General features: G+C 60.7%; 21 protein-coding genes. 8 read left to right on the forward strand and 13 right to left on the reverse strand.

The window, feature by feature from the left end; all coding sequences use genetic code 11:
- Positions 1–180 precede the first annotated feature (180 nt).
- Positions 181–2457 (forward strand): TonB-dependent receptor domain-containing protein, encoded by a 2277-nt coding sequence (locus SOM61_RS03300; protein WP_320472768.1) that lies wholly within the window; start codon positions 181–183, stop codon positions 2455–2457.
- A 113-nt stretch (positions 2458–2570) separates the two neighbouring features.
- Positions 2571–4748, forward strand: coding sequence for a TonB-dependent receptor plug domain-containing protein (locus tag SOM61_RS03305; protein WP_320472769.1), 2178 nt, complete (start codon positions 2571–2573; stop codon positions 4746–4748).
- Positions 4749–4964: 216 nt separating this feature from the next.
- Here SOM61_RS03305 and SOM61_RS03310 read toward each other — a convergent pair whose 3' ends face one another.
- Positions 4965–6101 (reverse strand): PilT/PilU family type 4a pilus ATPase, encoded by a 1137-nt coding sequence (locus SOM61_RS03310; RefSeq protein WP_320472770.1) that lies wholly within the window; start codon positions 6099–6101, stop codon positions 4965–4967.
- Positions 6102–6112: 11 nt separating this feature from the next.
- Complete coding sequence (locus SOM61_RS03315) at positions 6113–7156, reverse strand: type IV pilus twitching motility protein PilT (RefSeq protein ID WP_320472771.1); 1044 nt, start codon at positions 7154–7156, stop codon at positions 6113–6115.
- 74 nt (positions 7157–7230) lie between these two features.
- On the opposite strand from SOM61_RS03315, the gene SOM61_RS03320 reads away from it, so the two are divergent.
- Both SOM61_RS03320 and proC read left to right on the forward strand, forming a co-directional pair.
- Positions 7231–7932: a YggS family pyridoxal phosphate-dependent enzyme gene (locus SOM61_RS03320; RefSeq protein WP_320472772.1), complete on the forward strand. Its 702-nt coding sequence runs from the start codon at positions 7231–7233 to the stop codon at positions 7930–7932.
- Between the two features lie 12 nt (positions 7933–7944).
- A complete protein-coding gene (proC, locus tag SOM61_RS03325) occupies positions 7945–8757 on the forward strand; it encodes a pyrroline-5-carboxylate reductase (protein WP_320472773.1) in 813 nt (270 codons plus the stop codon).
- Between the two features lie 337 nt (positions 8758–9094).
- Here proC and SOM61_RS03330 read toward each other — a convergent pair whose 3' ends face one another.
- The 11 genes from SOM61_RS03330 to ubiA form a co-directional block, all read right to left on the reverse strand.
- Complete coding sequence (locus SOM61_RS03330; protein WP_320472774.1) at positions 9095–9904, reverse strand: DUF6216 family protein; 810 nt, start codon at positions 9902–9904, stop codon at positions 9095–9097.
- A gap of 298 nt (positions 9905–10202) precedes the next feature.
- On the reverse strand, positions 10203–10874 hold the full coding sequence (locus SOM61_RS03335; RefSeq protein WP_320472775.1) for a hypothetical protein: 672 nt from the start codon (positions 10872–10874) through the stop codon (positions 10203–10205).
- A gap of 421 nt (positions 10875–11295) precedes the next feature.
- Entirely contained in the window at positions 11296–12141 is an 846-nt protein-coding gene (locus SOM61_RS03340) for a hypothetical protein (protein WP_320472776.1), read from the reverse strand.
- 760 nt (positions 12142–12901) lie between these two features.
- Positions 12902–13396: a hypothetical protein gene (locus tag SOM61_RS03345; protein ID WP_320472777.1), complete on the reverse strand. Its 495-nt coding sequence runs from the start codon at positions 13394–13396 to the stop codon at positions 12902–12904.
- Between the two features lie 165 nt (positions 13397–13561).
- Entirely contained in the window at positions 13562–15595 is a 2034-nt protein-coding gene (locus SOM61_RS03350; RefSeq protein ID WP_320472778.1) for a PAS domain-containing hybrid sensor histidine kinase/response regulator, read from the reverse strand.
- A gap of 259 nt (positions 15596–15854) precedes the next feature.
- Positions 15855–17702 (reverse strand): TIM-barrel domain-containing protein, encoded by a 1848-nt coding sequence (locus SOM61_RS03355; protein ID WP_320473066.1) that lies wholly within the window; start codon positions 17700–17702, stop codon positions 15855–15857.
- 74 nt (positions 17703–17776) lie between these two features.
- Positions 17777–18103, reverse strand: a complete 327-nt coding sequence (locus SOM61_RS03360) for a hypothetical protein (RefSeq protein WP_320472779.1) — start codon at positions 18101–18103, stop codon at positions 17777–17779.
- A 69-nt stretch (positions 18104–18172) separates the two neighbouring features.
- Entirely contained in the window at positions 18173–18472 is a 300-nt protein-coding gene (locus SOM61_RS03365) for a hypothetical protein (protein WP_320472780.1), read from the reverse strand.
- Complete coding sequence (locus SOM61_RS03370) at positions 18459–18839, reverse strand: phage holin family protein (protein WP_320472781.1); 381 nt, start codon at positions 18837–18839, stop codon at positions 18459–18461. Before SOM61_RS03370 ends, SOM61_RS03365 begins: the two co-directional genes overlap by 14 nt.
- A gap of 1 nt (position 18840) precedes the next feature.
- Positions 18841–19161 (reverse strand): ElaB/YgaM/YqjD family protein, encoded by a 321-nt coding sequence (locus SOM61_RS03375; protein ID WP_320472782.1) that lies wholly within the window; start codon positions 19159–19161, stop codon positions 18841–18843.
- A gap of 44 nt (positions 19162–19205) precedes the next feature.
- Positions 19206–20060 carry a 4-hydroxybenzoate octaprenyltransferase gene (gene ubiA, locus SOM61_RS03380; protein WP_320472783.1) on the reverse strand — a complete coding sequence of 285 codons (855 nt, stop codon included), beginning with the start codon at positions 20058–20060 and terminating at the stop codon, positions 19206–19208.
- Between the two features lie 309 nt (positions 20061–20369).
- Between ubiA and SOM61_RS03385 the strand changes: the two genes are divergently transcribed.
- The 4 genes from SOM61_RS03385 (at position 20370) to SOM61_RS03405 (ending at position 25222) form a co-directional block, all read left to right on the forward strand.
- Positions 20370–21872 (forward strand): PhoX family protein, encoded by a 1503-nt coding sequence (locus SOM61_RS03385; protein ID WP_320472784.1) that lies wholly within the window; start codon positions 20370–20372, stop codon positions 21870–21872.
- 30 nt (positions 21873–21902) lie between these two features.
- On the forward strand, positions 21903–22475 hold the full coding sequence (locus SOM61_RS03390; RefSeq protein ID WP_320472785.1) for a PEP-CTERM sorting domain-containing protein: 573 nt from the start codon (positions 21903–21905) through the stop codon (positions 22473–22475).
- A gap of 77 nt (positions 22476–22552) precedes the next feature.
- Positions 22553–23161: a TetR/AcrR family transcriptional regulator gene (locus SOM61_RS03400; RefSeq protein ID WP_346433427.1), complete on the forward strand. Its 609-nt coding sequence runs from the start codon at positions 22553–22555 to the stop codon at positions 23159–23161.
- 15 nt (positions 23162–23176) lie between these two features.
- A complete protein-coding gene (locus tag SOM61_RS03405) occupies positions 23177–25222 on the forward strand; it encodes a prolyl oligopeptidase family serine peptidase (protein ID WP_320472786.1) in 2046 nt (681 codons plus the stop codon).
- Positions 25223–25279 lie beyond the last annotated feature (57 nt).

The raw sequence follows: 25279 nt of genomic DNA on the forward strand, positions 1-25279 counted from the left end.
CCTTGTGGTTGAATCGCCAAGTTTACGCGAAGGCGGCGCGACGTGCACGGCGTCTTGGCGCGACCTCGCGGGATGAATCATGGCGGTGACTTTTATTGCGTCTTAGCATTTCTTAACGATTTTCGGTCAAATCGCGTGCGACAATTACGCTCGTCCAATTGTCCAGCATCCCGGGTTTTCATGCCACGTCATCATTCTTCCGTCTTGCTGCTCGCGCCGATCGTGGCCACCACGTTGATTGTTCCTATCAGCGCCCACGCCAGCGTCCAGCAGCCGCCCGCGGCGCCCACGCCGGTCGCCACGGCGCCGGCAACCCCGGCGTCGGAGGCGCACCCGGCCCAGGCCGAGGTCCCGGTCCAGTCGACGGTCTCGGTCAGCGCGGTGCGCTCGTCGAACCGCATCGATCGCCAGGCCTATGACGTCAAGAGCGATGCGGCCGCGAGCAACGACACCATCGCCGACACCCTGAACAAGGTGCCGTCGGTCGCGGTGGACCCGGACGGCAATGTGACCCTGCGCGGCCGCAGCAATGTGCAGATCCTCATCGACGGCAAGCCGTCCGCCATGATGCAGGGCGAGAACCGCGCCGCCGCCCTGGGCGCGCTGCCGGCCGCCGACCTGGAGTCCGTGGAGGTGATCAACAATCCCGGCGCGCAGTTCGGCAACGAAGGCGGCGGCGGGCCGATCATCAACCTGGTGATGCGGCGCGAACGCACGCCGGGCAGCTTCGGGACGGTCAATGTCAACGCTGGCCAGGAAGGCCGCTTCAATGCCTCCACCTTCGGCAGCTACACGGGAGGACGCCTGAGCGTGCAGGGCGCGCTGTTCGGCCGCCGCGACAGCCGCGGCTCGACCGGCGAGACGACGCGCGACCGCATCGACCCGGCCACCGGCGCCCTGGCCAGCAGCGTGCAGACCTCGACCAGCGAAAACGACACCGAGTCGGCCGGCTTCAACGGCTCGCTCACCTACAACCTGGGCGAGAAGGACGTGGTGTCGGTCAAGGCCAGCTTCAACGCCAATAACCAGGATGGCCTCTCGTCCGAGCGCTATCGCGGCGCCGACGCGTCCGGGGCGGTCGAGAGCGACTACCTGCGCTCGACCGTGCGCGACAACAGCAACCGCAGCGCCAGCCTGAGCGCGAGCCTCGACCACAAGGGAGAACTGCCGGGCGAGATCTTCAAGGCCGACCTGCGCCTCTCTGGTACCCGTGGCGAGGGCGATGCCCGCTTCGCCAGCGACTACACGGTGCGGCCGATCAATTCGTCCGATCCGCTGACGCGCCAGGACAACCTGAACGAGACCCGCATCATCGACTTCACCGGCGACTACGAGCGTCCGGGCGAGGCGGGTGTGCTCAAGCTGGGTTACAAGGTGATAAGCAACAGCAGCGTGATCGACACCCGCTTCCTCAATGTCGATCCGGGCACCCTGTTCGAAAGCGTCAACGCATCCCGCACCAACCGCTTCGAGCTGGTCGACACCACGCTGGCGCTGTATGGCACCTACCAGATGCGCCTGGGCCAGAAGTGGGGCGTGCTGGGCGGCCTGCGCACCGAATACACCGATCTCGACATGGACCAGGTCACGACCGGGATCAAGGCCGGCAACCACTACCTGGAAGCGATCCCCAGCGCCTTCCTCACCTACGACCTGTCGGACAGCACGGCGCTGCGCCTGAGCTATGCGCACCGCATCCGCCGTCCCGGCGCCTCGGACCTGAATCCCTTCGTGATCTACCGCGACGAAACGAACGTCTCGTCGGGCAATCCCGCGCTGATGCCGACCGAGTCCGACTCGCTCGAACTGGGCGTCGAGACCAAGCTTGGCAACGTCGAGACCAATGTGCGCCTGTATGCGCGCCGCGACACCGACCTGATCTCGGAGCGCCGCTACTTCATCTCGGACACCGTGCTGCTGACCACGCGCGAGAACGCGGGCACCAGCCGCTCGGGCGGTCTGGAATTCACCTTCAGCGGCCGCGCCACGCCCAAGCTGACCATCAATGCCAGCGGCAATATCGGCTATTCGGAGCAGTCGGTGCTCGGCAACGTGGACGACGACAAGCGCAGCGCGACCTCGATCGCCGGCCGCGCGCGCTTCAACTACCAGTTCAATCCGGCCAACAGCCTGCAGCTGGTGCTCAATGCCCAGGGCAAGACGCTGTTCGGCGAGGGCTATCGCCAGCCGACCCGCACCGCCGACCTGAATTACCGCCACAACCTGAGCCAGGCCCTGAGCCTGGTCGTCAACGTCAACGACCTGTTCGACTCGCAGAAATCGGAATCGATCACCGAGACCGACCGCCTGCGCGAATACAGCCTGCGCCGCCAGGACGGGCGCCTGGTCTACGTCGGCCTGTCGTACCGCTTCGGCACCTTCGGCGGCGGGCGCGGCCCGCGTGGACCGAGCGGGCCGGGCTTCGGTCCTCCGGGTGGCGGCATGGGGCCACGGTAAAGACGCCCGGTAAATACAGGCGATATGCCGGATGAATAATTCCGGCAAGGCGGTTTGAGGGCGGCGAGCTGTGACAGAATGCGGGGACCTTTGTCCACTTCATCCCCGCCCCGATGCTCAGACCGACGCTCATCGCGCTGACCCTTTCGTCACTGTTCGCACTACCCGCCGCCGCACAAGTCAGCCCGCCATCCGACCCGCCGCCGGCCAGCCTAGATGCCATGCAGAAGGTCGAGGTCAAGGCCGATGCCAACAGCTATGACCCGCGGCGTGACGACACCGCCAGCCGCATCGTGGTCTCGACCGAAGAGATCAAGCGCTATGGCGACACTTCGGTGCTCGACGTCTTCAAGCGCCTGCCCGGCATCACCGTCGGCGGTGGCGGCGGTCGTGGGGCGGGCGAGATCCGCATGCGCGGCCTGGGCAGCGGCTACACGCAGATCCTGATCAATGGCGAGCGGGCGCCGGCCGGCTTCGACATCGACCAGCTGTCGCCCGACGTCATCGAACGGATCGAGATCCTGCGCGCGGCCAGTGCAGAATTTTCTACCCAGTCGATCGCCGGCACCATCAATATCGTGCTCAAGCGGGTGGTGCGCAAGGCCCAGCGCGAACTGCGGGTCGGCTACGGCAAGAGCGAGGACGCCAGCAACCCGAGCGCGAGCCTGAACATGTCGGACCGTCTCGATGGGCTGTCGTACTCGCTCGGCGCCAGCGTCTGGCGCTACAACTTCGACCGCCCGCAGCCGTACGAGGAAACGCAGACCGATCCGGAAGGCCGCCTGACGCAGCTGCGCCGCACCGAGCAGAATGACAGCGGCAGTCCGCAGGGTTTCAATCTCACGCCGCGCCTGAACTGGACGCTCGAGAATGGCGACACGGTCAGCTGGCAGACGATGGTTTCGTATAACCGCAACGACTACCATGGCTATGCCGTCACCACGACCGAGCTTGGCGCGCCGCCGCCGTACGACGTACGCGACATGAACAGCGGCGGCAACCAGGCGATGCTGCGCACGGACCTGAACTGGGTGCACAACCTGGAAGAGGGGGCGAAGCTCGACCTCAAGCTCGGCGTCAACGGCATGCGCAATCGCGGCGACTGGCGCGAGTTTGACTACAACCTCGATCGCCTGGCGCGCGACTCCAGCGTATTGAGCGCCGTCGATGAACGCGGCCTGACCTCGGTCGGCAAGTACACGACGCCGTGGAGGAAAGACCATGCGCTGGCGATGGGCTGGGATGCCGGCTACACGCGGCGCGAGGACGAGCGCGGCGAAGTCGAGGTGTTCCCCTTGGCGGGGCGCGAGCTTGCATCGAACGAGGAGTATGACGCCACCATCAAACGCCTGGCGCTGTACATCCAGGACGAGTGGAACGTGAGCAAGCAGTGGTCGATGTATGCCGGCCTGCGCTGGGAGGGGCTGGAGACGACCAGCGAGGGCAATACCTTCGAGACCAGCACCAACCGCGCCAGCGTGTTCTCGCCGCTGGCCCAGACCCTGTACAAGATCCCGGACAGCCGCGACCAGGTGCGCCTGGCCCTGACCCGCACGTTCAAGGCGCCGTCCGCCGGCAACCTGATCCCGCGCCGCTTCACGACGCCGAACAACAGCCAGACCGAGCCCGATTACCGCGGCAATCCCGACCTGCAGCCGGAACTGGCGACCGGCATCGACGCCGCCTACGAGCACTGGTGGGCCGAGAAGGCGCTGCTCAGCGCCAGCGTGTCGGTGCGCCGCATCGAGGATTACACGCGCCAGGGCCTGATCCTGGAAGACGGCCGCTGGATCCAGACCCCGGTCAACGACGGCGACGCGCTCACGCGCAGCCTGGAGCTGGAAGCGAAGTTCCCGCTGTCGGCGGTGCTCGCCGACGTTCCCGAGATCGACCTGCGCGCGAGCGTGTCGCGCAACTGGTCCGAGGTGGATGCGGTGCCGGGGCCGGACAATCGCCTGGACCAGCAGGTGCCGCTGTCGGCGACGCTCGGCATCGACTACAAGACCCGCGACGGCAAACTGAGCACCGGCGCCAGCTTCGCGTTCAAGGACGGCGGCCCGGTGCGGGTCAATGTGGAGCAGTCGCGCTACCAGAGCGTGCGGCGCGATCTGGATGTGTATGCGCTGTGGAAGTTCAATCCGAAGTACCAGCTGCGGCTGGCGGCGTCGAATCTGCTGCGTCAGGATGGGGTCTCGGATTCGCGCTATACCGATGAATTCGGAACGCTGCGCAGGACCAGTTTCAGTGAAGGGCAGACCATGGCGAGGGTGACGCTGGAGTCGCGGTTCTGAATTGTCTGAGTGCCTGTTGCGCTATTCCATCGTTGGCCTGAACACGTCGTTCCCGCGCAGGCGGGAACCTAAGTTCTTCGCGCAGCTACTAGCACGAACGTTAGTGGCTATGCATGCACACTTAGGTTCCCGCCTTCGCGGGAACGACGGGCAGGCGATGGTGGTGGAAGGAGATGTTGGCGGTGCGTGAAGTAGATGGCCGCAGTACGCCGACCATCAGATCAACCCCAACTTCTCCGTCCCACTCGAAAAATCCCGATTCTTCGCGTGCTTGCTATTGAGCTTGATGTTCAAGCGCAGGTCATTTACCGAATCCGCATTGCGCAGCGCATCTTCATAAGTGATCTTGTCCGCCTCGTACAGGTCGAACAAGGCCTGATCGAAAGTCTGCATCCCCAGCTCGCGCGACTTCTTCATGATCTCCTTGATCTCGTGCACCTCACCCTTGAAGATCAGGTCCGAGATCAGCGGAGAATTCAGCAGGACCTCGATCGCCACTACGCGCCCCTTGGCTTCCTTCTTTGGAATCAGGCGCTGCGAAATCAGTCCCTTGAGGTTCAGCGACAGATCCATCAGCAGCTGCTGCCTGCGCTCCTCGGGGAAGAAGTTGATGATGCGGTCCAGCGCCTGGTTGGCGCTGTTGGCGTGCAGGGTGGCCAGGCATAGGTGGCCGGTTTCGGCGAAGGCGATCGCGTGTTCCATCGTCTCGCGGTCGCGGATCTCTCCGATCTGGATCACGTCCGGCGCCTGGCGCAGCGAATTCTTCAGCGCCGCCTCGAAGCTCTCGGTGTCCACGCCCACTTCGCGCTGCGTGATCACGCAGTTGCGGTGCGGGTGGACGAATTCCACCGGGTCCTCGACCGTGATGATGTGGCCGTAGCTGTTCTCGTTGCGGTAGCCGACCATCGCCGCCAAGGTGGTCGATTTGCCCGAGCCCGTGGCGCCGACCATGATCACCAGGCCGCGCTTGGTCATCACGACGTCCTTGAGCGTGTCGGGCAGGTCGAGGTCTTCGAACTTGGGGATCGCGGTAGTAATCACGCGCAGCACCATGCCCACGCAACCCATCTGCATGAAGGCCGAAACGCGGAAGCGTCCCAGGTCGCCCGGGGTGATCGCGAAGTTCGCTTCGCGCGTGAGCTCGAAGCCGGCCGCCTGCTTGTCGTTCATGATCGCGCGCGCCAGGTCGGCCGTGTGGCCGGCGGTGAGCGGCTGGCTCGACACCGGCGTCATGCGGCCGTCGATCTTGATCGCCGGCGGAAAGCCCGCCGTGATGAACAGGTCCGAACCGCCCTTGCTCACCATCAGGCGCAGCAGGTCGAACATGAACTTGGATGCCTGGTCGCGTTCCATCTGGATGATCCTTAGCCGAGGAAGTTTTCCGGGATCTTGGCCGCGGCGCGCGCGGCGCCGGTCGAGATCACGTTGCGGCGCACCAGCTCCGTCAGGTTCTGGTCCAGCGTCTGCATGCCGACATTGCTGCCGGTCTGGATGGCCGAGTACATCTGGGCGATCTTGGCTTCGCGGATCAGGTTGCGGATCGCCGGGGTGCCGATCATGATCTCGTGCGCCGCCACGCGGCCCGAGCCGTCCTTGGTCTTGAGCAGCGTCTGCGAGATCACCGCCTGGAGCGACTCGGACAGCATCGCGCGCACCATCTCCTTCTCTTCGGCCGGAAACACGTCGACGATACGGTCGATGGTCTTGGCTGCCGACGAGGTGTGCAGGGTGCCGAACACCAGGTGGCCCGTTTCGGCTGCCGACAGCGCCAGGCGGATGGTTTCCAGGTCGCGCAGTTCGCCGACCAGGATCGCGTCCGGGTCTTCGCGCAGCGCCGAACGCAGCGCGTTGTTGAACGACAGCGTATGCGGACCGACTTCGCGCTGGTTGATCAGGCACTTCTTGGAGTCGTGCACGAATTCGATCGGGTCTTCGATGGTGAGGATGTGGCCGTATTCGTTCTCGTTGAGGTGGTTCACCATCGCGGCCAGCGTGGTCGACTTGCCCGAGCCGGTCGGGCCGGTCACCAGCACCAGGCCGCGCGGCTTCATGGCCAGGTCGGCGAAGATCTTCGGCGCGTTCAGTTCTTCCAGGCTCAGGATCTTGGACGGAATCGTGCGCAGCACGGCCGACGCGCCGCGTTCCTGGTTGAAGGCGTTGACGCGGAAGCGCGCCAGGCCGGGGATCGCGAACGAGAAGTCGCACTCCAGCACTTCTTCGTACTGCTTGCGCTGGCCGTCGTTCATGATGTCATAGATCATGCCGTGCACGTCCTTGTGCTCGAGCGGCGGCAGGTTAATGCGGCGCACGTCGCCATGCACGCGGATCATCGGCGGCAGGCCGGCCGACAGGTGCAAGTCCGAGGCCTTGTTCTTGACCGAGAAGGCGAGTAATTCCGAAATGTCCATTTATAATCCCAGTGGCTCGAGGTGCGCCTTTGTCATCATCGCCGCCCGAAAAATATTTCCTATAGAAAATCATTATGTCCATAATCGCCGCCAACTTGCAAGCTGTCGAAGCGACAATCGGGGAGGCTGTCCAGGCCGCCGGACGCGCCCGGGACGAGGTACAACTGCTCGCGGTTTCCAAGACGTTTCCCGCGCAAGCCGTGCTGGATGCGATGGCGTCTGGACAACGTGCGTTCGGCGAAAATTATCTGCAAGAAGCGCTCGACAAGATCGTGAACGTCGCGCAGGCGCAACCCGATGCGCCGATCGAATGGCATTTCATCGGCCCCATCCAGAGCAACAAGACCCGCCCGATCGCGGCCAGCTTCCACTGGGTGCACACGGTCGATCGCCTCAAGATCGCCCAGCGCCTGTCCGAGCAGCGCCCGCCTGAACTCGGCCCCTTGAATATCTGCCTGCAGGTGAACATCAGCGGCGAGGCCAGCAAGAGCGGCGCGTCCGAGGCCGAGTTGCCCGAACTGGCGCGCGCGGTGGCGCAGTTGCCGAACCTGCGTCTGCGCGGCTTGATGGCCATTCCCGAACGCGCAACCGAACCCGGGCAGCAGCGCGCCGCCTTTGCCCGCCTGCGCATGCTGCACGACGCCCTGCGCGCCGACGGCCTGGCGCTCGATACGCTGTCGATGGGCATGTCGGGCGATATGGCGGCGGCGATCGCGGAAGGCGCGACCATCGTGCGCATCGGCAGCGCCATCTTTGGCGTACGCAATTACGAATAACAGGAAAAACACATGAAGATCACGTTCATCGGCGGCGGCAATATGGCCGCGGCGCTCATTTCGGGCATCGTCCGCCAGGCGGGTTCGGGCGCGAACATCCACGTCGTCGACCGCAACCCGGAAGCGCTGGAGCGCCTGTCGCAACAGTATGGTGTGCGCATCGCGACGGCGATCGACGAACAGGTCAAGGAGAGCGAAGTCGTGGTGCTGGCGGTCAAGCCGCAGCAGATGCGCGAAGTCGCGGCCGAGCTGGCGCCGCTGTTGAATCGCCACCTGGTGCTGTCGATCGCCGCCGGCATCCGCAGCAGCGACTTGTCGCGTTGGCTCGGCGGCTATGACGCGATCGTGCGCACGATGCCGAACACGCCGGCGCTGATCGGCATGGGCGTGACCGGCCTGGTGGCGCAGCCGGGCGTGACCGAGGCCCAGCGCGCGCAGGCCGATACCGTGATGCGCGCGGTCGGCAAGACCGTGTGGCTGAATGACGAGGCGCAGATCGATCCGGTGACGGCGGTGTCGGGCAGCGGGCCGGCCTATGTGTTCTTCTTCCTGGAAGCGATGCAGGAGGCGGCACTGCAAATGGGCTTGAACGCGGAGCAGGGCAGGGAGCTGGCGCTGGCCACCTTCACCGGCGCAGCGCAACTGGCGGCGCAGTCGGACGAGTCGGTCGAGGTGCTGCGCCAGCGCGTGACCTCCAAGGGTGGGACCACGCATGCGGCGATCACCAGCATGGAGGCGGCCGGCGTGAAGGAGGCCATCGTCGCGGCGATGAAGGCGGCGGCGGCGCGTGGATGCGAATTGGGTGAGGAACTGGGCAGCGACTAGGGGCGCCTGACAGAACCGTTCGGCATACCGTCAATAGATGAGCGATCATCCCATATGATCTGGTGGTGTTCGCGGGGCGGTTGCAGCAGCGCGTCGTAAATGCGCTGCAAAAACACTGCTACTTTCATGCTCGGACTGAGCATGGGTACGTCCGCAACCGACCCAAAGCAGACGCTGCGGTTTATATCATATTGCTGCCTGAATGCTGCTTGGGAAAGGTCGGCAAACCGGCTTAGCCGCCGCTGGACTTTGTACTAATTGTTCGGCACTTCAAGCTGCCCAAGCAGACTCTATTCAGCAACACATACTGATGGGCGGCACCGGTTGAATTTAGAAACTAAGCCGCTGCTTGCCTAGACCTTAGAGCTTTTCTTATCTTCAGGGCTGCATCTGCCCGCATAATTCCTTTTAAAAGCCAAAGAAATACAGCGAGCATATATGCGGATGCCAGCAAGGCTACTTGTTTTTGTGTTTCGATGTAATCCGCAAGTGCATTAGATGCGGCTTGACTCGAACCAATCTCGCAAAGTACGTTAAGGCTAACTTTGTCGATGTATTCAGAATATTTTAGATCAGAGCAATCCTTTAAATAAATTCGCTTATTGTCAAAAGGACGAGTCGCGTATTCTCGATCTATGGTAAAATATTTATCGGTAGCTATTACCTTAATTATCGCGCGATTATACTGGGTTGTGCCAAGCGAAATTATAAGAAATGGAGCAATTAGGGCTAGTGGCAACATCCGCCAAAGGACATGGCCGGGAACTAAGTTAAGAAGTGAATCTGTCGGCTCTGGTTTCTCGATGTCAAAATATTCTCCAGCGTTACGGATTAAGCGTAACTCTATGTCGTTATCAGTTGACCATCTGATAAGCCGCTCAGCTCGACGCAAAGTCGCCGCCTTAATGCCCGTCAGATACCGAAACTTCATTAAATCAAGTTCATCATCCGAAAATTTCTTAATCGAGGCAGAATTTACCTCGGATTGGCCGAACATAACGAGCCAAATTTTTAATATCACAGGATGAGATGATCCACTGCGCCAATAAAAAAAGGCCAATATGATAAAAAGTGCCAGGGTCGTAGGCGCAACTAGATATTGGAGGAATGCAGGGAGCGCCGTTGTAAATATTTGCTGGGTGAACATCAGAATTTATTTGCTAGGTTGAGGTCTTGTTTCTTCGTCGGCTAGGTGGTTCAAACGTGGTAGCCCAATGATCATTCCAGAAGGATGATGCGGACAGTGCAGCCAGCTCTTGGCCGAACGCGGCCGTTGAGCTCAGCATAGCAGTCCACCAAGGCGGGAAAAGTCGCTTACTGTCACGAAAAGCCGGAACCGACCCTTTGCGGACCTTCGCACTTTTTTCTTAATTAACCCAACCGGAATAGGCAACTCTTTTATATTTTCATTTGAAATATATTTTCGTGAATCAGGTCTAGTCAAACTAAACTGGAGAATTGTCTTTCCGGAAAATATCTGCAAAGGTCTCCGCTTGAAACGAAACGGAACTGACAAACAGAAGCGCCACAAGGAGCATATGCCTCGATTGATTTGCGTTAACCTCGACTAGGCGTCCGTGTGCGATATCGTTTCGAGTGGAGGTAAGTACATTGTTAAAGTCGTTCACAACATTTGAATAAATTTGGTGTTTTACCAGGTCAGAGGCTGGGAAGCTTCGCCGAAATAAATCGCGTCCTTTTTCACTCAGGCGACCACTTTCGCTTTCGGAATTAAGTTTCCGATTGATAAAGCCCTCTAAGGCCGCGTACGCAAGAAAATAACTTACTCGATGGTCACCTTTGGAACGCAACTGATAACTTTCTACCAATAACTGCCGATAAAACTCACCATCATTGAAATCTTCTTTGAAGCCCTTGAAGCGAATCACAGCGTACAAAGCCCAGTCTGGTTGCGAAATTCCATAACCATCCCCTTCGAACGAGCCTTGCAATTTTACGCAACCATTCGGGTTGTCAATTTCCGTTAGTTCCAACTTCTGCAAAGAAAATTGCGAAATTTTGTCGTATCCAATTTCGCCAATGAAGTTCGCGTCATTTGCCACAGCCTGTGCCAAAATCCATTCACTTTCCTCATCAGGGCAGGCATTCAAATCCAAACTGTTGCTTAACTCGCGGATATCATCCCAATGGAGTATACGGCTATCGAAAATTTCCGCATGATAGACCGAAAAAAATCATCAGGCTTCGGTTGCTCATCCTTAAAAAAATAGGTCTGAGTTACAGGGCCCCTATACTCACTGAAATCGTAATCGGGGTGATGGTTAATTTTCCTAACCTCCACAACCTCAGCAAGTAACGAGAGCTTTTTCATTAGCAGAAAAATGCTCAGCTCGTCGGAAAGGATCGTTTTATATTTCATAAATTTCAGTATTTAATATTTATTTTTATTTTTATTGTAAATAATTCAATGCAAGATGCGGCGCTACCAATATTGGGGGGCGCTTCTGGTCGGCGGCAGCCAGTCAATGCACATGTTAATTTTTCACTGATATGCCAAGTAAAGTTGAATGCCGGTGCCTACTCTATGTGCATCGTTAGAGAACAATAAATTTCGTGCTTGCTATAAACAAAGACTGCTGAAAAACCCGTTAGGAAATCCTGCATTTCCTCAAGTGCCGCGGCAAAACTCCCCTTTCTGTCAACCTTACGAAAATCTTTCCCGAAAGAAAATCGTTGGATTCTATCTTCATCGGTGTACACCAGCAGAGCTGTTTGAGGGGGGTATTTAATTGCGGCCTTTTTTTTGAGCGCTACTTTAAGTAAGTCGACTTTACGCAGATAGTTAAATTGGTCCTGATCTCCTTCAATGCAAATTGTGTTTTCTTTTGCCATTCGCGAAAGGAGATGTGCATCTTCCCCATTCTGAAGGGTAGTGACCTCCAAATAATTAATCCGCGATTCGCCTGGGCCAGGCCGCTCATCCTTTACAGTTGCATCGAATTGTTGATTCCCGTCATGCCAGCAGATAACGACTTCGCTAGATTCGCTAAAATATAATTTTGCGAAATAAGCAATAGGGAATAGCTCATCATAAACTTTGCGAACAAGGCCTGAGCGCATTGGATAGTCAGGGGCTGAAGGAGTTCCGTAAGTTAGTCGATTAAACAGGGTCATGACTACTTGAGCATGCTCGTAAGCAGTCTGCGCTGTCATAGGTGACTCTGCTATCTCCTTTACAATATGCTTGTCGGCTTTCCAATCTCCAGTAAAGGTTGGATTGACTTGAACAACTGGTATTAGCATTTTTTTCCTGTCTTCAAATTGCCCCGTAGATTGCACTGGCAGCAGTTGATCGTTTAGGGGCCCCAAGCGAGCGGCAGCTTCTGGCCGATTCCTGCGTTGAGTAACATGGCAGGTTGCCAAGACTCAAAAATCGCTGACTGCCACGAAGGACGGGAGCGGGCTCGAAGCATACTGTCATCTCTCCTTTCAGAGTCGCAATACTAGTACGCAAGCAGGCGCGCCATGGCGCGCACTCGCCTTTAGGCAAACTTCATGGCTGTGAGAGTGGCCAAATACTGTTGCAGATGAAGGAAAAGGAATTGTCGCGCGTTGCCCGCAACATCGCGGACGGCTCCCTTCTTCTGCTCAAGCCCGGCATCTTTCAATCTAGTACGACCATTTACATAAATGTACTGCTTCAAGTCCAAAAGGACGTACACTGACAATGTTCCACATAACCTCGTTGAAAGGCCACGGATGAGTAGCAAAAAACCATTCGATGCAGCCGCTGCCGCCATCTACCGCGCCAGCACAGAACAGCGTCGTACTCGTAGGCATGACAACAATGACCTGACTGAAATGTCAGCGCACGTCGAGCCCAGTCATACCAAGAACAACGGTGTCCTTACAGTTCGGAAGTTACCAAATACTAAGTCAGTCTCTAGTTTGGGCGGCCCGACGAAAGCGTTCGGCATTTCGAAGTTTTCCATTCCAGAATTTAGACGCTATGCAAAGCGCTCACCGCGCTGACGTGCTCGCTCATCGTTGAATTGTGGCAGTATGTCATGTCATATTTAGTCCGGTTTTGACCTAACCCGGCCGTTGAGCTCAGTATAACAGGCCGTCATGTGCGAAAGGTCGCAAACTGTCACGAAGGGCAGAAACCGACCCAATCCCGACGTTAGCGCCGAATCTTCCCAACATAGTCGATGTGCCGACCTCTCGCATCAGTACGGAAGAAGAGGTTGCATGCGTAGGCGGGATCTTCTGATAATTCCAGCACGACCGGTACAACCTTCACGGGGTCATGCGCTGCTTGCTCGATTTGGTAGTACAACTTCTGTTTTCGTTCGACTTCGTGCCCATCTTCGTCAATCGATTGGGGCATCCGAACGATATAGTTGCCATTACAACGGTTCGGTAAGCTGAGCGACGTCGGCCGGATAAAGACTTCGAACTGACCATATTTGAAGTTCTCAGACGTATCGTCTAAACGCTCGCGGCCTGTAATGTCGCGTGGGAGCAAAGTGTTCGTTGATGAGAGGTCAACTTCAAAATGCCGAAATTTGACGCCGTTACTTACCACCGTGTAGATCTTAGGTTCGACGGCATCTGAGGGACTGGAAGCGAATGCGGCAATCAGAATGACCGCGCTTGTGAGTCTGCTAAATTTCATTGTTATCATTTTTTCGTCAAACCTGTTCGGTGCCGAACTTTAGGTCGGGACTTCTCTTCTCGCGAGCGACCGCTTCTGGCCGAAGGCGGCCATTGAACTCAGCATTGCAAGGGACGAAAAATCGCAGACTGTCACGAAGGACCGCAACCGACCCAAAGTGGCCGTTTAGTGCTTACCGATTGCAGAGAGAACTGAGGTGAGCACCGAAGTATCAACCGGCTTGACCAGGTGATGATCGAACCCAGCAGCCAAGGCGCTAACGCGATCACTCTCCTGTCCATAGCCGGTGACGGCAACGAGCACTGCGGTGGCGTTTTCTGATTGGTTCCTCAAACGCCGAGCGACTTCATTGCCGTCGATCTCCGGGAGGCCGATGTCGATCAGGCAGACTTGCGGTGCATGGCGCTTGGCCTTCTCCAGTGCTTGAAGCGCTCCATGTTCGACGAGCACTTCATGTCCCATCGCCTCCAACAGTAGTTTGAGCATCTCCGCCGCATCTATGTTGTCGTCTACCACGAGAATTTTTAACGACGCAGTTGGGACTGGCGGAGTGACGTCTTCGCTACCAGTGGATAATGCAGTCTGTTCCGGCTCGCCCAGCCGCGGTAAATAAATAGAGAAGGTACTGCCGTGGCCAAGCCCTTTACTCTTGCAGGAAATATCACCACCATGCAGCTCTACCAGACTCTTCACCAACGCCAACCCTAGCCCCAGGCCGCCAGAAGACCGGTCAGATGAGCGCTCAGCCTGCGCAAAGAGATCGAAAGCATGTGTCACGGTCTGCGGCGTCATGCCGATCCCATCATCGGTCACTTCAACCAGGACTTGCTGGTCTTCGACCGAAGTACACAGCACAAGATGGCCGCCCTCGGCAGTGTACTTGGCGGCATTGTTGAGGATGTTGGCCAGTACCTGGACAAGGCGCTTCTTGTCACCTTGAATCAAAGCCGTCTGCGACGCAAGGCGCAGTGTCAGCTCGTGTCTTCTCGACCGGATCAGAGGACTGACCTGCTCAACCGCCTCGGAGACCACTTGGTGGATATCTACTACTCCGTTCTCTAGTTTGATTAGGCCACGCGTCACGCGTGAGACGTCAAGCATGTCATCAATGAGCCCAGTCATGTGCTTTACCTGGCGCCCGATGACAGCACTAGTTTTTTTAACCCGATCCTCGTCAAGCTTGACCCGCTGCAGAAGTTCAGCAGCCGCGCCGATAGGCGCTAGCGGGTTTCTGAGCTCATGTGCCAGCATCGCGAGAAACTCGTCCTTGCGCCGGTCGGCATCCTGTAGAGCAATACTCGCCTTATAAGCTTCCGTAACATCATGCCCCTGCGCAAATACCCCGACAACCTTATTGTCAGGACTGTAAAACGGCTGATAAATCAGATCGATGTAATGTTCGATCATATTGCCGTCAGCTTTCGAACGAATATCTACTTTGATGCCATGCCCGACCCAGGGTTTACCAGTCTCATACGCGCTATCAAGGCCTGCCTTTAATCTTTGGTCGAAAAGTTCCGGTATTGCCTCGAGCGCAGGCTTGCCAAGCAGGTCGCCGCGACCCACCAACTTTTCGTACGCATTGTTGACCATTTCAAAGACATGAGTTGGTCCCATAGTTACTGCAACGAAGCCTGGCGACTGATTGAACAGGTTACGCAGGTGACTGCGCTCGTCCTTCAATACCCTCGTCATGGCCTCGTGTAGCTGCGCACGACTCAACGCGTTCGCGCTGGACTCTTCGTCAGAATATGCACTATCGGGATTTTCTTTTGAATCCCGGTCGAAGACGTAAAGGGAGGTGACGTCAATTGGGTTATGAATAACAATAGTGACCTTGCCATTGTCTCCAAATACAGGTGTATGAACGGCGTTCCAGTACCTATCTACAAATTCAGCGTTGTCGCTGCCACCGACCGGAATAGCGTAACGAAGCACGGGTGTTATATCCGGCTTACCGCTCGCGATAGCACGCTCCATCGACGATTTCACCTGTTTGGAGTTCGTCGTCGATGAAGGGTCAGTGGGATTGTTAGGAAAGGCATCGAAGTGGGATCTCCCCAGCAAATCTTCAGCGAGTCTGTCAACTGCTTTAAGGTAGGCATGATTAGCGTCAAGGATAGTAAGCGTCGTATCCAGCACCAATGACGGATAAGGCGATGCTCTGAACAGAGACTCGTAATCAGGTTTGGTAGTCATGCTGCAATCTTGCCATGAGTTGGTTCAGTGCAGCAAACGTTGGGAGCGGGAGCAATGTAAAGTGATTCTTTTGGTCTCGCGCGCTTCGTCATAAAGCGTGAAAAGATGTATTGATCGCTCATCTCGTGCAAAAATGTTACGACTCAGCGGAGGTCCGCTCCTGGTCGATAGCAGACGCTCGAAACGACTGAGTGTATTCGGAGGTCGCGTCCATGGCAACCTCAGAGAACTGACGGGTGCTATACGTAGCCAAGGACGCTTAATTGAGTCCTTCTAATTTCAACGCCGCAACCAGGCGCTCGCCCGCGGCAGAACCCGCCTTGTAGAACACGGCCGGCTTGCCAAACGGCGCCGCGACCTCGGTCCACGCGCCCGCGCCGGCATCGAAGGGACGGCCGGCCCAGAGCTCGGTCCAGGTCCCGGCTGGCAGATAAAGCCGCACCGATTGCGCGCCCCGCGTCACCACCGGCGCCACCATGAAGTCCGACCCCAGCATGTACTGGTAGCGCAGCCCGTAGGTAACCGGATCGGAAGGAAACTCCAGAAAAGGATGCCGCACCAGCGGCGCACCGCTGTCCGCCGCCTCTTGCATCAACCCCTGCCGATAAGAACCCAGCGCCCGAAAAATCTTGCTCATACGCGCGAAGTGGGCCAGTGTCTCGGCATCGCTATCCACCTGCCAGCTGATGGCCGGATTCAGTCCCTCGTGGGTGCGCAGCACGCCCGTGAACGCATTGAGCTCGACCCAGCGCATCCACAATTCCTTGTTGCGCGCGATGATGGGCACCTGCCGGCCGAGCACCGTCACGCCGAAGGCGTTGTAGCCGCCGGTATCGCTGTGCAGCAGGCTGAAGCCCGACACGCCGCCCGACAGCATGCCGACGATCGCGGTGCGGATGCCGTCGTAGCCGTCCCACGTCTGCAACTGGTCGCCGAGCCAGAACAGGGTGCCTTGACCCGGACTGCGGGTGAAGCCCGAACGGTGGAAGGCGATGACATCGCCTTCGCGTCCGGCCTCCATCATCGCTTCGCGGTTCACCGCCGCCCATTCCTCGGGATAGCGGTTATGCCAGGTGGCCGGGTCGTTGCCGTTCGCCAGTACCGCATCGAATGGCAGAGCCTCGCCGAAATCGGCCATCCAGCCGGACGCGCGGGTGCTGCCGAGGAGTTCGTTCTTGATGACGTTCTTGATCCAGGTGCGCGCCTCGGGGTTGCTGAGGTCGACCAGCGCGGCATCGAAATTGGTGTTGCGGATCAGATAGGGCGTGCCGTCCTGTTTCTTGACGAGGTAGCCGGCCTGGCGTGCCTGCTGGTACAGGCTGTCGTGGCCGGCCTCGGTGCTGAGGAAGGGATTGATGTAGACCAGCATGCGGGCGCCGAGGCGCGCGAGCCGGTCGACCAGTGCGTCCCAGCGCGGGTAGTAGCTTTCATCGAGCTCCCAGTTCCACCACAGCTGCTTGCCGGCGTTCGTGATGCGCACGCCCGGCCAATCCTGGATCCACAGTCCCGCGAGTGGAATGCCGGCGCGCTCGAAGGTATCGAGCTTCTGTTGGCCTCGTCGGTGCCGCCCTGGACCGAGACGATCGCGCCGCGCCCGACCCAGTCCGGCAGGGGCGGCATGCGGCCCGCATAGGCCGTGTACTCGCGGATCAGCTCGAGCGGCGTGCGGCCGTACAGGATGCGGCCCGTCAGCGCGCTCGTGAATAGTTTGATCTCCACCCGCTCGGGATGCTGAAAATCGAAGATGCTGTACTCGGTGTTTTCGAGGAATAGCGAATTGAGCTTGCTGCTGAGGTAGTGGGGCTCCGGCGCGCCGGTGGACACCTCGCTGCCGCCACCGCCGCCTTCGAGCAGGTCGAACAGCTGGGTGAAGCCGGGCAGGCCACGGCCGACGCCGTGTTCCTGTACCAGCACCGGGATGGTCTTGCCCTTCTGGTCGAACCAGGTCAGTTGCTGGCCCATGCCGAAGTAGCGTTCGTCGGCGCTCGAGGCGTGGCGCACGAAGCTGCGGTTCAGTTGTGCGGCTTGTGGCCCGTCGAGTTGCAGGCGAAAGCGCAGCTGGTTGGCATCGGCCCCGTCGAATGCCAGGCGGTAGCCCACGTCGCAGCCCGGACCGCGCAAGCGGCCGCGCACGACCAGCGTGTCCGGCGCGGGCTCGAGCGCATCGATGCTCTGACTAAGTCACTGCGCCAGCAGGCGTTCATCGATGCGGTAGGAGCCGTCGGGCGTGCCGAACTGGCGGATGTCGGCCTGGCTTTGCGCCGCGCCCAGGAAGGCGCGGCCGGGCACGCTGGCCCACAGGATGCGCGCCGGCTCGGCCGCATGGCTGATGCGCAGGCCGTTATTGGAGAAGGACAGGGAGAAGGCGCCGACGCGATAGGCGCCATCGATGCGCGCAGCGAGCGTATCTGGCGGCTGCGCCTGCATGGCTGCCGCCGAGAGCGGCAGCAGGAAGGTCAGTGCCAGGAAGGTCAGCGCCAGAACAGGCCGCAGGATTCGTGTGCGCATATCGCCTCCAACCGTGGTCGCTCGTCCGGTTGGACAGCGGCCCGGTTGGCGCGTTCACGCGCACCCGGATCAGTGGATCTCGAACTTCCTCCAGCCCAGCACCGGCAATACCTTCTGCGCCAGCTTGTAGGCGGACAGGGCGCCGGTCACCGCGCCGACTACCCACTTCGGCTTGGTGATCAAAAAGCCCAGTCCCAGGCCGGCGGCGGCCAGGACGGCGGTCTTGTGCTGCGCCACGTAGCCGGGGGCGCCGCCCAGTTCGGACGGATGGCGCAGCAGCGCCACGTCATGCGCCATCAGTGCGCGCTGTTCGGCGCACTGGGCGGCCAGCAGGCGGCGGCGCGCCGCCAGGGTTTCATTGCTGCTCATGGACAGGCTCTCCTTTGACGGCTTGCGCATCCTTGCGCAGTTCGGCCAGCGTGGCGGCCATCAGCGGCGGACGGGTTACCAGGTCGCCGCGCACCTTGAAGAAGGCGAGCAGGCCGAGCAACGCGAACAGCCCCGTCATGACGCCGATCGCCAGCAGGCGATGCGTGTCCCAGAACAGGACCAGCACGAACAGGATCGCCAGCAATACCGCGACCACCGCGAAAAAGGCGGCCGCGACGCCCCAGGCCAGATAGCCGATCAGCCGGTGCGTCTCTTCCTGCAGCTCGATCGCTGCCAGTTCCAGCCTGGTCCGCACCATGGCGAGCAGGTTGGATCCTATCCTTCCGACGGTCGCGGAAATCGTCATCTTATTTACGCGCGATCAGCATGCCGATCACGACGCCGACTGCAGCGCCCAGACCGACCGACTTCCACGGGTTGTCCTTGACGTATTCGTCGGTGGCCTTGGCGGCGACCTTGGTGCGCTCGACCACGGTTTCTTCGGCGTGGATCAGGCCGATCTTGGCCGATGCCAGGGTCTGCTCGAACTTTGCCTTGGCGGCCTTCAGTTCTTCGCCAGTCAGCTGGCCGCCGTTGCGCAGCCAGGATTCGGCGTCGTGGATCACGGTCTTCAGGTCGCTGACCAGTTGGTCGCGGGTGCCGGTCTGGGTCGGGATTTTTTCAATCATCGTGAGCCTCTTGTGTGTGGTGGGTGAATGCCTTTTGGACAATATTAACCTAATGCATAGTCGAGCGCGACACCAATGAACAGTGCGGCCCCCAGCCAGTTGTTGTGGCGGAAGGCTTTGAAGCACTTCATGCGGTCGCGATCGCGGATCAGGGTGTAGTGGTAGAGCGCGATGCAGCCGGCCACCGCCACCCCGCCCACGAACCACCAGCGCAGGCCCAGCGACCAGCCGCACAGCAGGAGGATCGCCAGCGAGGCGCCGTAGCACAGCATGATCGCGGCCACGTCGAAGCGCCCGAAGGTGATGGCCGAGGTGCGCATGCCGAGCTTGAGGTCGTCGTCGCGGTCGACCATGGCGTAGGCGGTGTCGTAGGCCACGGCCCAGAACACGTTCGACGCCAAGAGCCACCAGGCCACGGCCGGCACCTGGTTTTGCACGGCGGCAAAGGCCATCGGGATGCCGAAGCCGAAGGCGATGCCGAGATAGGCCTGGGGGATCGCGAAGAAGCGCTTGAAATAGGGATAGGTGCCGGCCACCACCACCGCCACCACCGACAGCTGCTTGGTCAGCGCGTTCAGCGGCAGGATCAGCAGGAAGGACACGATGGCCAGCACCGCCGCCACCATCACCGCTTCCTTGCCGCTGATCTTGCCGCTGGTGAGCGGACGGTCGACGGTGCGCTTGACATGGCGGTCGAAGTCGCGGTCGGCGTAGTCGTTGATGGCGCAGCCGGCCGAGCGCATCAGCGCCGTGCCGATGACGAAGATCGCCAGCACCTGCAGGTCCGGCACGCCGCCGGACGCCATCCACAGCGCCCACAGGGTGGGCCACAGCAAGAGAAGAATGCCGATCGGCTTGTCGGCCCGGACCAGGCGGAAATAGAGCGCCAGCTTGTTCATGGTGAATCGCGTCTTGTCAGAGAAGCACTGTTGAGCAGGAAGCAGCGATTCTAGCCCGTTTGGCGACATGGCGGCTATGTGGCCTTGTGCATGCGGGCGCTATCGTTTTTGCATGACACGGCCGTGTCTTTACTGCATGGCGAATGCATCATTGTTGTCATTTTATCGTCATGGATTTGACATTTTTGTTTGTTTTAATGCATCAGTCCTACCGGGGGTGGTAGGGACGGGATGGGCCTGATGCAGGGGCGCCGCCAACGACACCAGACGCCGGACCACCGGCTCGATCCTATTCTTTGGAGTATCTCAATGAACGAACACGATATGTCGCTTTCGCGGCGCAACCTGCTCAAGGGCATGGCCGGCGCTTCCGCGCTGCCTTTCGTCGGCGCCTTCGCCGCGCTGCACGCCCGCGAAGCGCTGGCGGCCAATGGCGCGACCGCCCTGGTCGACAGCCCTTACGGTCCGATCGCCCCGGTCAACGACCTGGCCACCGGCCTGCCGCTGCTGCAACTGCCGCCGGGCTTCAGCTACAAGAGTTATGGCTGGCGCGGCGACACCATGAGCGACGGCCGTCCCTGCCCGGGCGGCCACGACGGCATGGGCGTGATCGTCACGCGCAAGGTTGGTCGCAGTACGGAACAGGTGTTGGTACGCAATCATGAAATCAGCGGCAGTGCCGCTGTCAATTTCATCAATGCCTACGGCCTGTACGACACCGGCAATGTGAGCGGCAGCTCGAGCAACCGTTCCTGCGGCGGCACCACGAACCTGGTGTTCCGCGACGGCGACTGGGTCAGCATGACCCCGAGCCTGGGCGGCACCCAGCAGAACTGCGCCGGCGGCATCACCCCCTGGGGCACCTGGCTGACCTGCGAAGAGATCGGTTCGGACACGGTCAGCGCCGGCGGCAAGAAGCATGGCTATGTGTTCGAAGTGACGGCCGATCCGCAGCAGGTCACGGGCCAGGCTATCGTCAATATGGGCCGCTTCGCGCACGAAGCCGCCGCCGTCGACCCGAACAACAGCAATGTCTACCTGACCGAGGATTCCTCGGGCAAGTCGGGCTTCTACCGCTACATCCCCGACGTCAAGACCGGCGCGCCCGGTTCGCTGGCGATGGGCGGCGTGCTCGAGATGGCCAAGGTCAAGGGCCGCAACAACGTCAACCTGGCGGTGGCCTCGGTCGACGATACCTATGAACTGGAGTGGGTGCCGATCGCCAATCCGGACGCCAATCGCGGCAGCGGCGTGGGCCTCAACGGCGAGACGATCAACAGCGCCGCAGGTCCCTTCGTGCAGGGCTGGACCAAGGGCGCGCTGCGCATGAACCGCGGCGAAGGCATCTGGTATGCCGAGGGCAAGATGTACGTGATGGACACCTCGGGCGGCCACGTCAACCGCGGCGCGATCTGGGAACTCGACCTGGCGCGCCAGACCCTGAAATGCATCTACTCGAGCCCGAGCCAGCTGGTGGGCAATATGGGCGATAACCTGACGGTCAGCCCGCGCAACGCGATCCTGATCTGCGAAGACGCGTCGAGCGCCATCACCGACCATTTCGGCTACGGCCAGCGCCTGATGGGCCTGACCGGCGCGGGCGATGCGTATATCTTTGCCAAGAACAATATCAACCTGACGGCTGAACAATTGCAGGGTGCTGGCAAGCTGACCTCGCTGGCCGGTGATCGTCGCGGCAACGAATTCGCGGGCGCCTGCTTCGACCCCACCGGCCGCTACCTGTTCGTGAACATCCAGACCCCGGGCGTGACCTTCGCGATCTCGGGCCCGTGGGCCAAGGGCCCGCTGTAACCGTCACCTTCAATCACAAGGAACCCGAACATGAACATGAACAAACTCGTCGCCGCCACCGCCGTCGCCCTGAGCGCGCTGACCTTGTCGCACTCCGCCAGCGCCGTCGTCCTGACGAGCAGCAGCGGCGCCAACATCGTGACCGACTACAGCGAAGCCGGCGTCGTGTCGTTCGATCTCGACCTGGTCGACTTCAGCACCACCACGCTGAACTTCGTGCTGGAAGAAGCCGACCTGGCCGGCCCGCTGAGCTTCAACGCCATCATCCGCAACCTCGTGGGACTGTCGATGTACCAGTTCAACTTCGGCCTGCAGGGCATCGGCTACGCAGCGGCGGGCAGCGTGTCCTCGTTCTCCGGCGCCGCGGCCAGCTACTCGAGCAATAACGCCGTCATCAAGTTCGCCAATGGCGAGACGGCCGACGTCCTGTTCGGCAATCCGACCTTCCTGGACGGCCGCAGCGACTGGCTGCTCGACACCACCGGCCTGTCGGCGGGCGATACCTTCTCGATCGTGGCGCAGGTGCCGGAACCATCGACCGTGGCCATGATGCTGCCGCTGATGGTGGGCCTGCTGCTGGCGCGCCGCCGCAAGCGCGACTGAGCTCCGAGGCAGGGCGTTTGACATGCCTGTCACTTAGTGACATAGTAAGCGTCACTAAGTGACAGGTATGGAGCATCATGGGAGTGCACGACGAAGCAAGACTGGCGGTATCGCGCCACGCGGCAAGGCTGTTCGTGGAACGCGGCGTGGCCGCGACCAGCGGCGACGACATCGCTGCGGCGGCCGGCCTGTCGAAGCGCACGGTCTGGCGCTACTTCCGCAACAAGGAAAGCTGCGTCGAGCCACTGTTCGATGCGACCTCGCTGCGCTTCATCGCCATGCTGCGCGACTGGCCACGCGACGCATCGATCGAGTCCTGGTTGCAGGCCTGCCTGGATAGCGAGCGTTCCCCCAATGACCTGGCCGACGATGTGCTGGCCGTGCGCCTCTTGGCCATGCTGCCGGACGAGCCGGACCTGCGCGCTTCCTGGCTGATGGCGACCCAGCGCGCCGAAGACGCGCTGGCCGCGATCGTCGCCGACCGCCTGGAGCGTTCACCCAGGGACCTCGAAGTGCGGCTGTGCGCCGCGACCGTCATGGCCGCCATTCGCGTGGTCGACGAAACCATCAGCATCGCCGCCGTGAAGCAGCGGCAAACCTTCACCACCCAGGACGTGATCGACCGCCTGGCGCACGCCATTCGCGTGGCCAGCACCCTGCCGATCTGCGATCCGGTCCTTGCCTGAATAAGGAGATCCGCCATGCATCCCATCGTCTATCCCTCCACCCGCCGCATCGACACCTTTGACATCCTGCACGGACAGCGGATCGACGATCCTTACCGCTGGCTGGAAGGCGATGCGCGCAGCGACGGCGAGGTCGCGGCCTGGATCGCGGAGCAGAACGCGGTGACGAATGCCTGCCTGGCCGAGCTGCCGGGCCGCGAGGTTTTCCGCGCGCGGCTCGAAGCGCTGCAGAATCACGAGAAATTCACGATCCCGCGCGAGCGGGGCGGGCGTTATTTCTACACCCGCAATCCCGGCCTCGAGAATCAGGCGACCTTGCTGGTGCGCGACAGCGTCGACGGCCCGGACCGCGTGCTGATCGACCCCAATACCTGGTCCGAACACGGCACCCTCGCGCTGGCCGAGTGGGCGCCATCGCGGGACGGCGCGCTGCTCGCCTACGCCGTGCAGAAAGACGGCGCCGACTGGCGCACCATCAAGGTGATCGAGGTCGCCAGCGGAAAAATCCTCGACGATGCGTTGGCCTGGGCCCGCTTCACGACCATCGCCTGGGCGCTCGATGGCGCCGGCTTTTTCTACACGCGCTATCCCGAATCGACGGCGGGCGATGCCGCACTGGCCGACCACGCGGTCTATTTCCATGCGCTGGGCACGCCGCAGTCGGACGACCGGCTGCTGTATGCGACACCAGAACGTCCCGAGCTGCTGCACTTCGTCGAGGTGACCGACAGCGGCCGTTACGCGGTGATCACGTCCACGCCCGGCACCCAGACCAATAACCTCGTCGTCATCGACCTGCACGACGAACGCTGGCAGCCGCGCACCGTGGTCAAAGGCTTCGACGCCGAATGGTCGCCGGTGGGCGACGCCGGCAGCACCTTGTACCTGCTGACCAGCGAGGGCGCCGAACGGCGCCGGATCGCCACCCTCGACCTGGCCGACCCCGGCGCCGCGCCGCGGGAACTGGTCGCCGAGGACAGCGCCGTGCTGGGCGATGCGCGCCTGGTTGGCGGCCGCCTGATCGGCACCTATCTGGTTGACGTAAAAACCCAGCTGCGGCGCTTTACGCTCGACGGCCGGCCGGATGGCATCGTGCCGCTGCCCGGCATCGGCAGCGCGGGCGGCTTCCAGGGCCACTTCGACGACAACGAAGCCTTCTTCGTCTTCACCAGTTTCAATGCGCCGACGACGATCTACCGCTACGACGTGGCTGCGAACACGGCCAGCGCGTGGGCGGCGCCAACGGTCGACGCCGACCTGGAACACATCGTGGTCGAACAGCGCTTCTATGCGGCGCGTGACGGCGCCCAAGTGCCGATGTTCCTCATCCGCCGCAACGACGTCACGGGGCCGGCGCCAACCCTGCTGCATGGTTACGGCGGCTTCGGCATCAGCATGATCTCGTACTACGAGCCCAGCCTGCTGGCCTGGATCGAGCAGGGTGGCATCGTGGCGATCGCCAATATCCGCGGCGGCGGAGAATATGGCAAGGCCTGGCACGAAGCGGCCCGCCTCGACAAAAAGCAGACCAGCTACGACGATCTTCTGGCCGCCGCCGAATACCTGCACGCGCAAGGCATCGTGACGCCGGACGGCCTGGCCGTGCATGGCGAATCCGGCGGTGGCCTGCTGGTGGGCGTGGTCGTCAACCAGAGACCGGAACTGTTCGCGGCGGCCTTGCCCGGTGTCGGCGTGATGGACATGCTGCGCTTCCACCATTTCACGGGCGGGCGCCTGTGGGTGGGCGAATTCGGCGATCCGGCCAATGAAGAACAGTTCCGCACTTTGCTGTCCTATTCGCCGTATCACAACGTGGCGGCCGGCAAACGCTATCCGGCCATCCTCGCCACGACGGCCGATACCGACGACCGTGTCGTCCCTGCCCATACCTTCAAGTACGTCGCGGCGCTCCAGCACATCGATGCCGGGCCGCGTCCGCACCTGGTGCGCATCGAGACCCAGGCTGGCCACGGCGCCGGCAAGCCCACCGCCAAGGCCATCGCGGAGATGGCCGATAAATGGGCGTTTGCCGCGGTTTGGACGGCGTTGGCGGTGGAATGAACGTAGAAGCTGGGCAATAGTGCGAGGGCCGGACTCGGCCGGATGCTAGACTTTGTT

The sequence above is a fragment of the Massilia sp. CFBP9012 genome, assembly GCF_034045115.1.
Classification (GTDB): Bacteria; Pseudomonadota; Gammaproteobacteria; order Burkholderiales; family Burkholderiaceae_D; genus Telluria.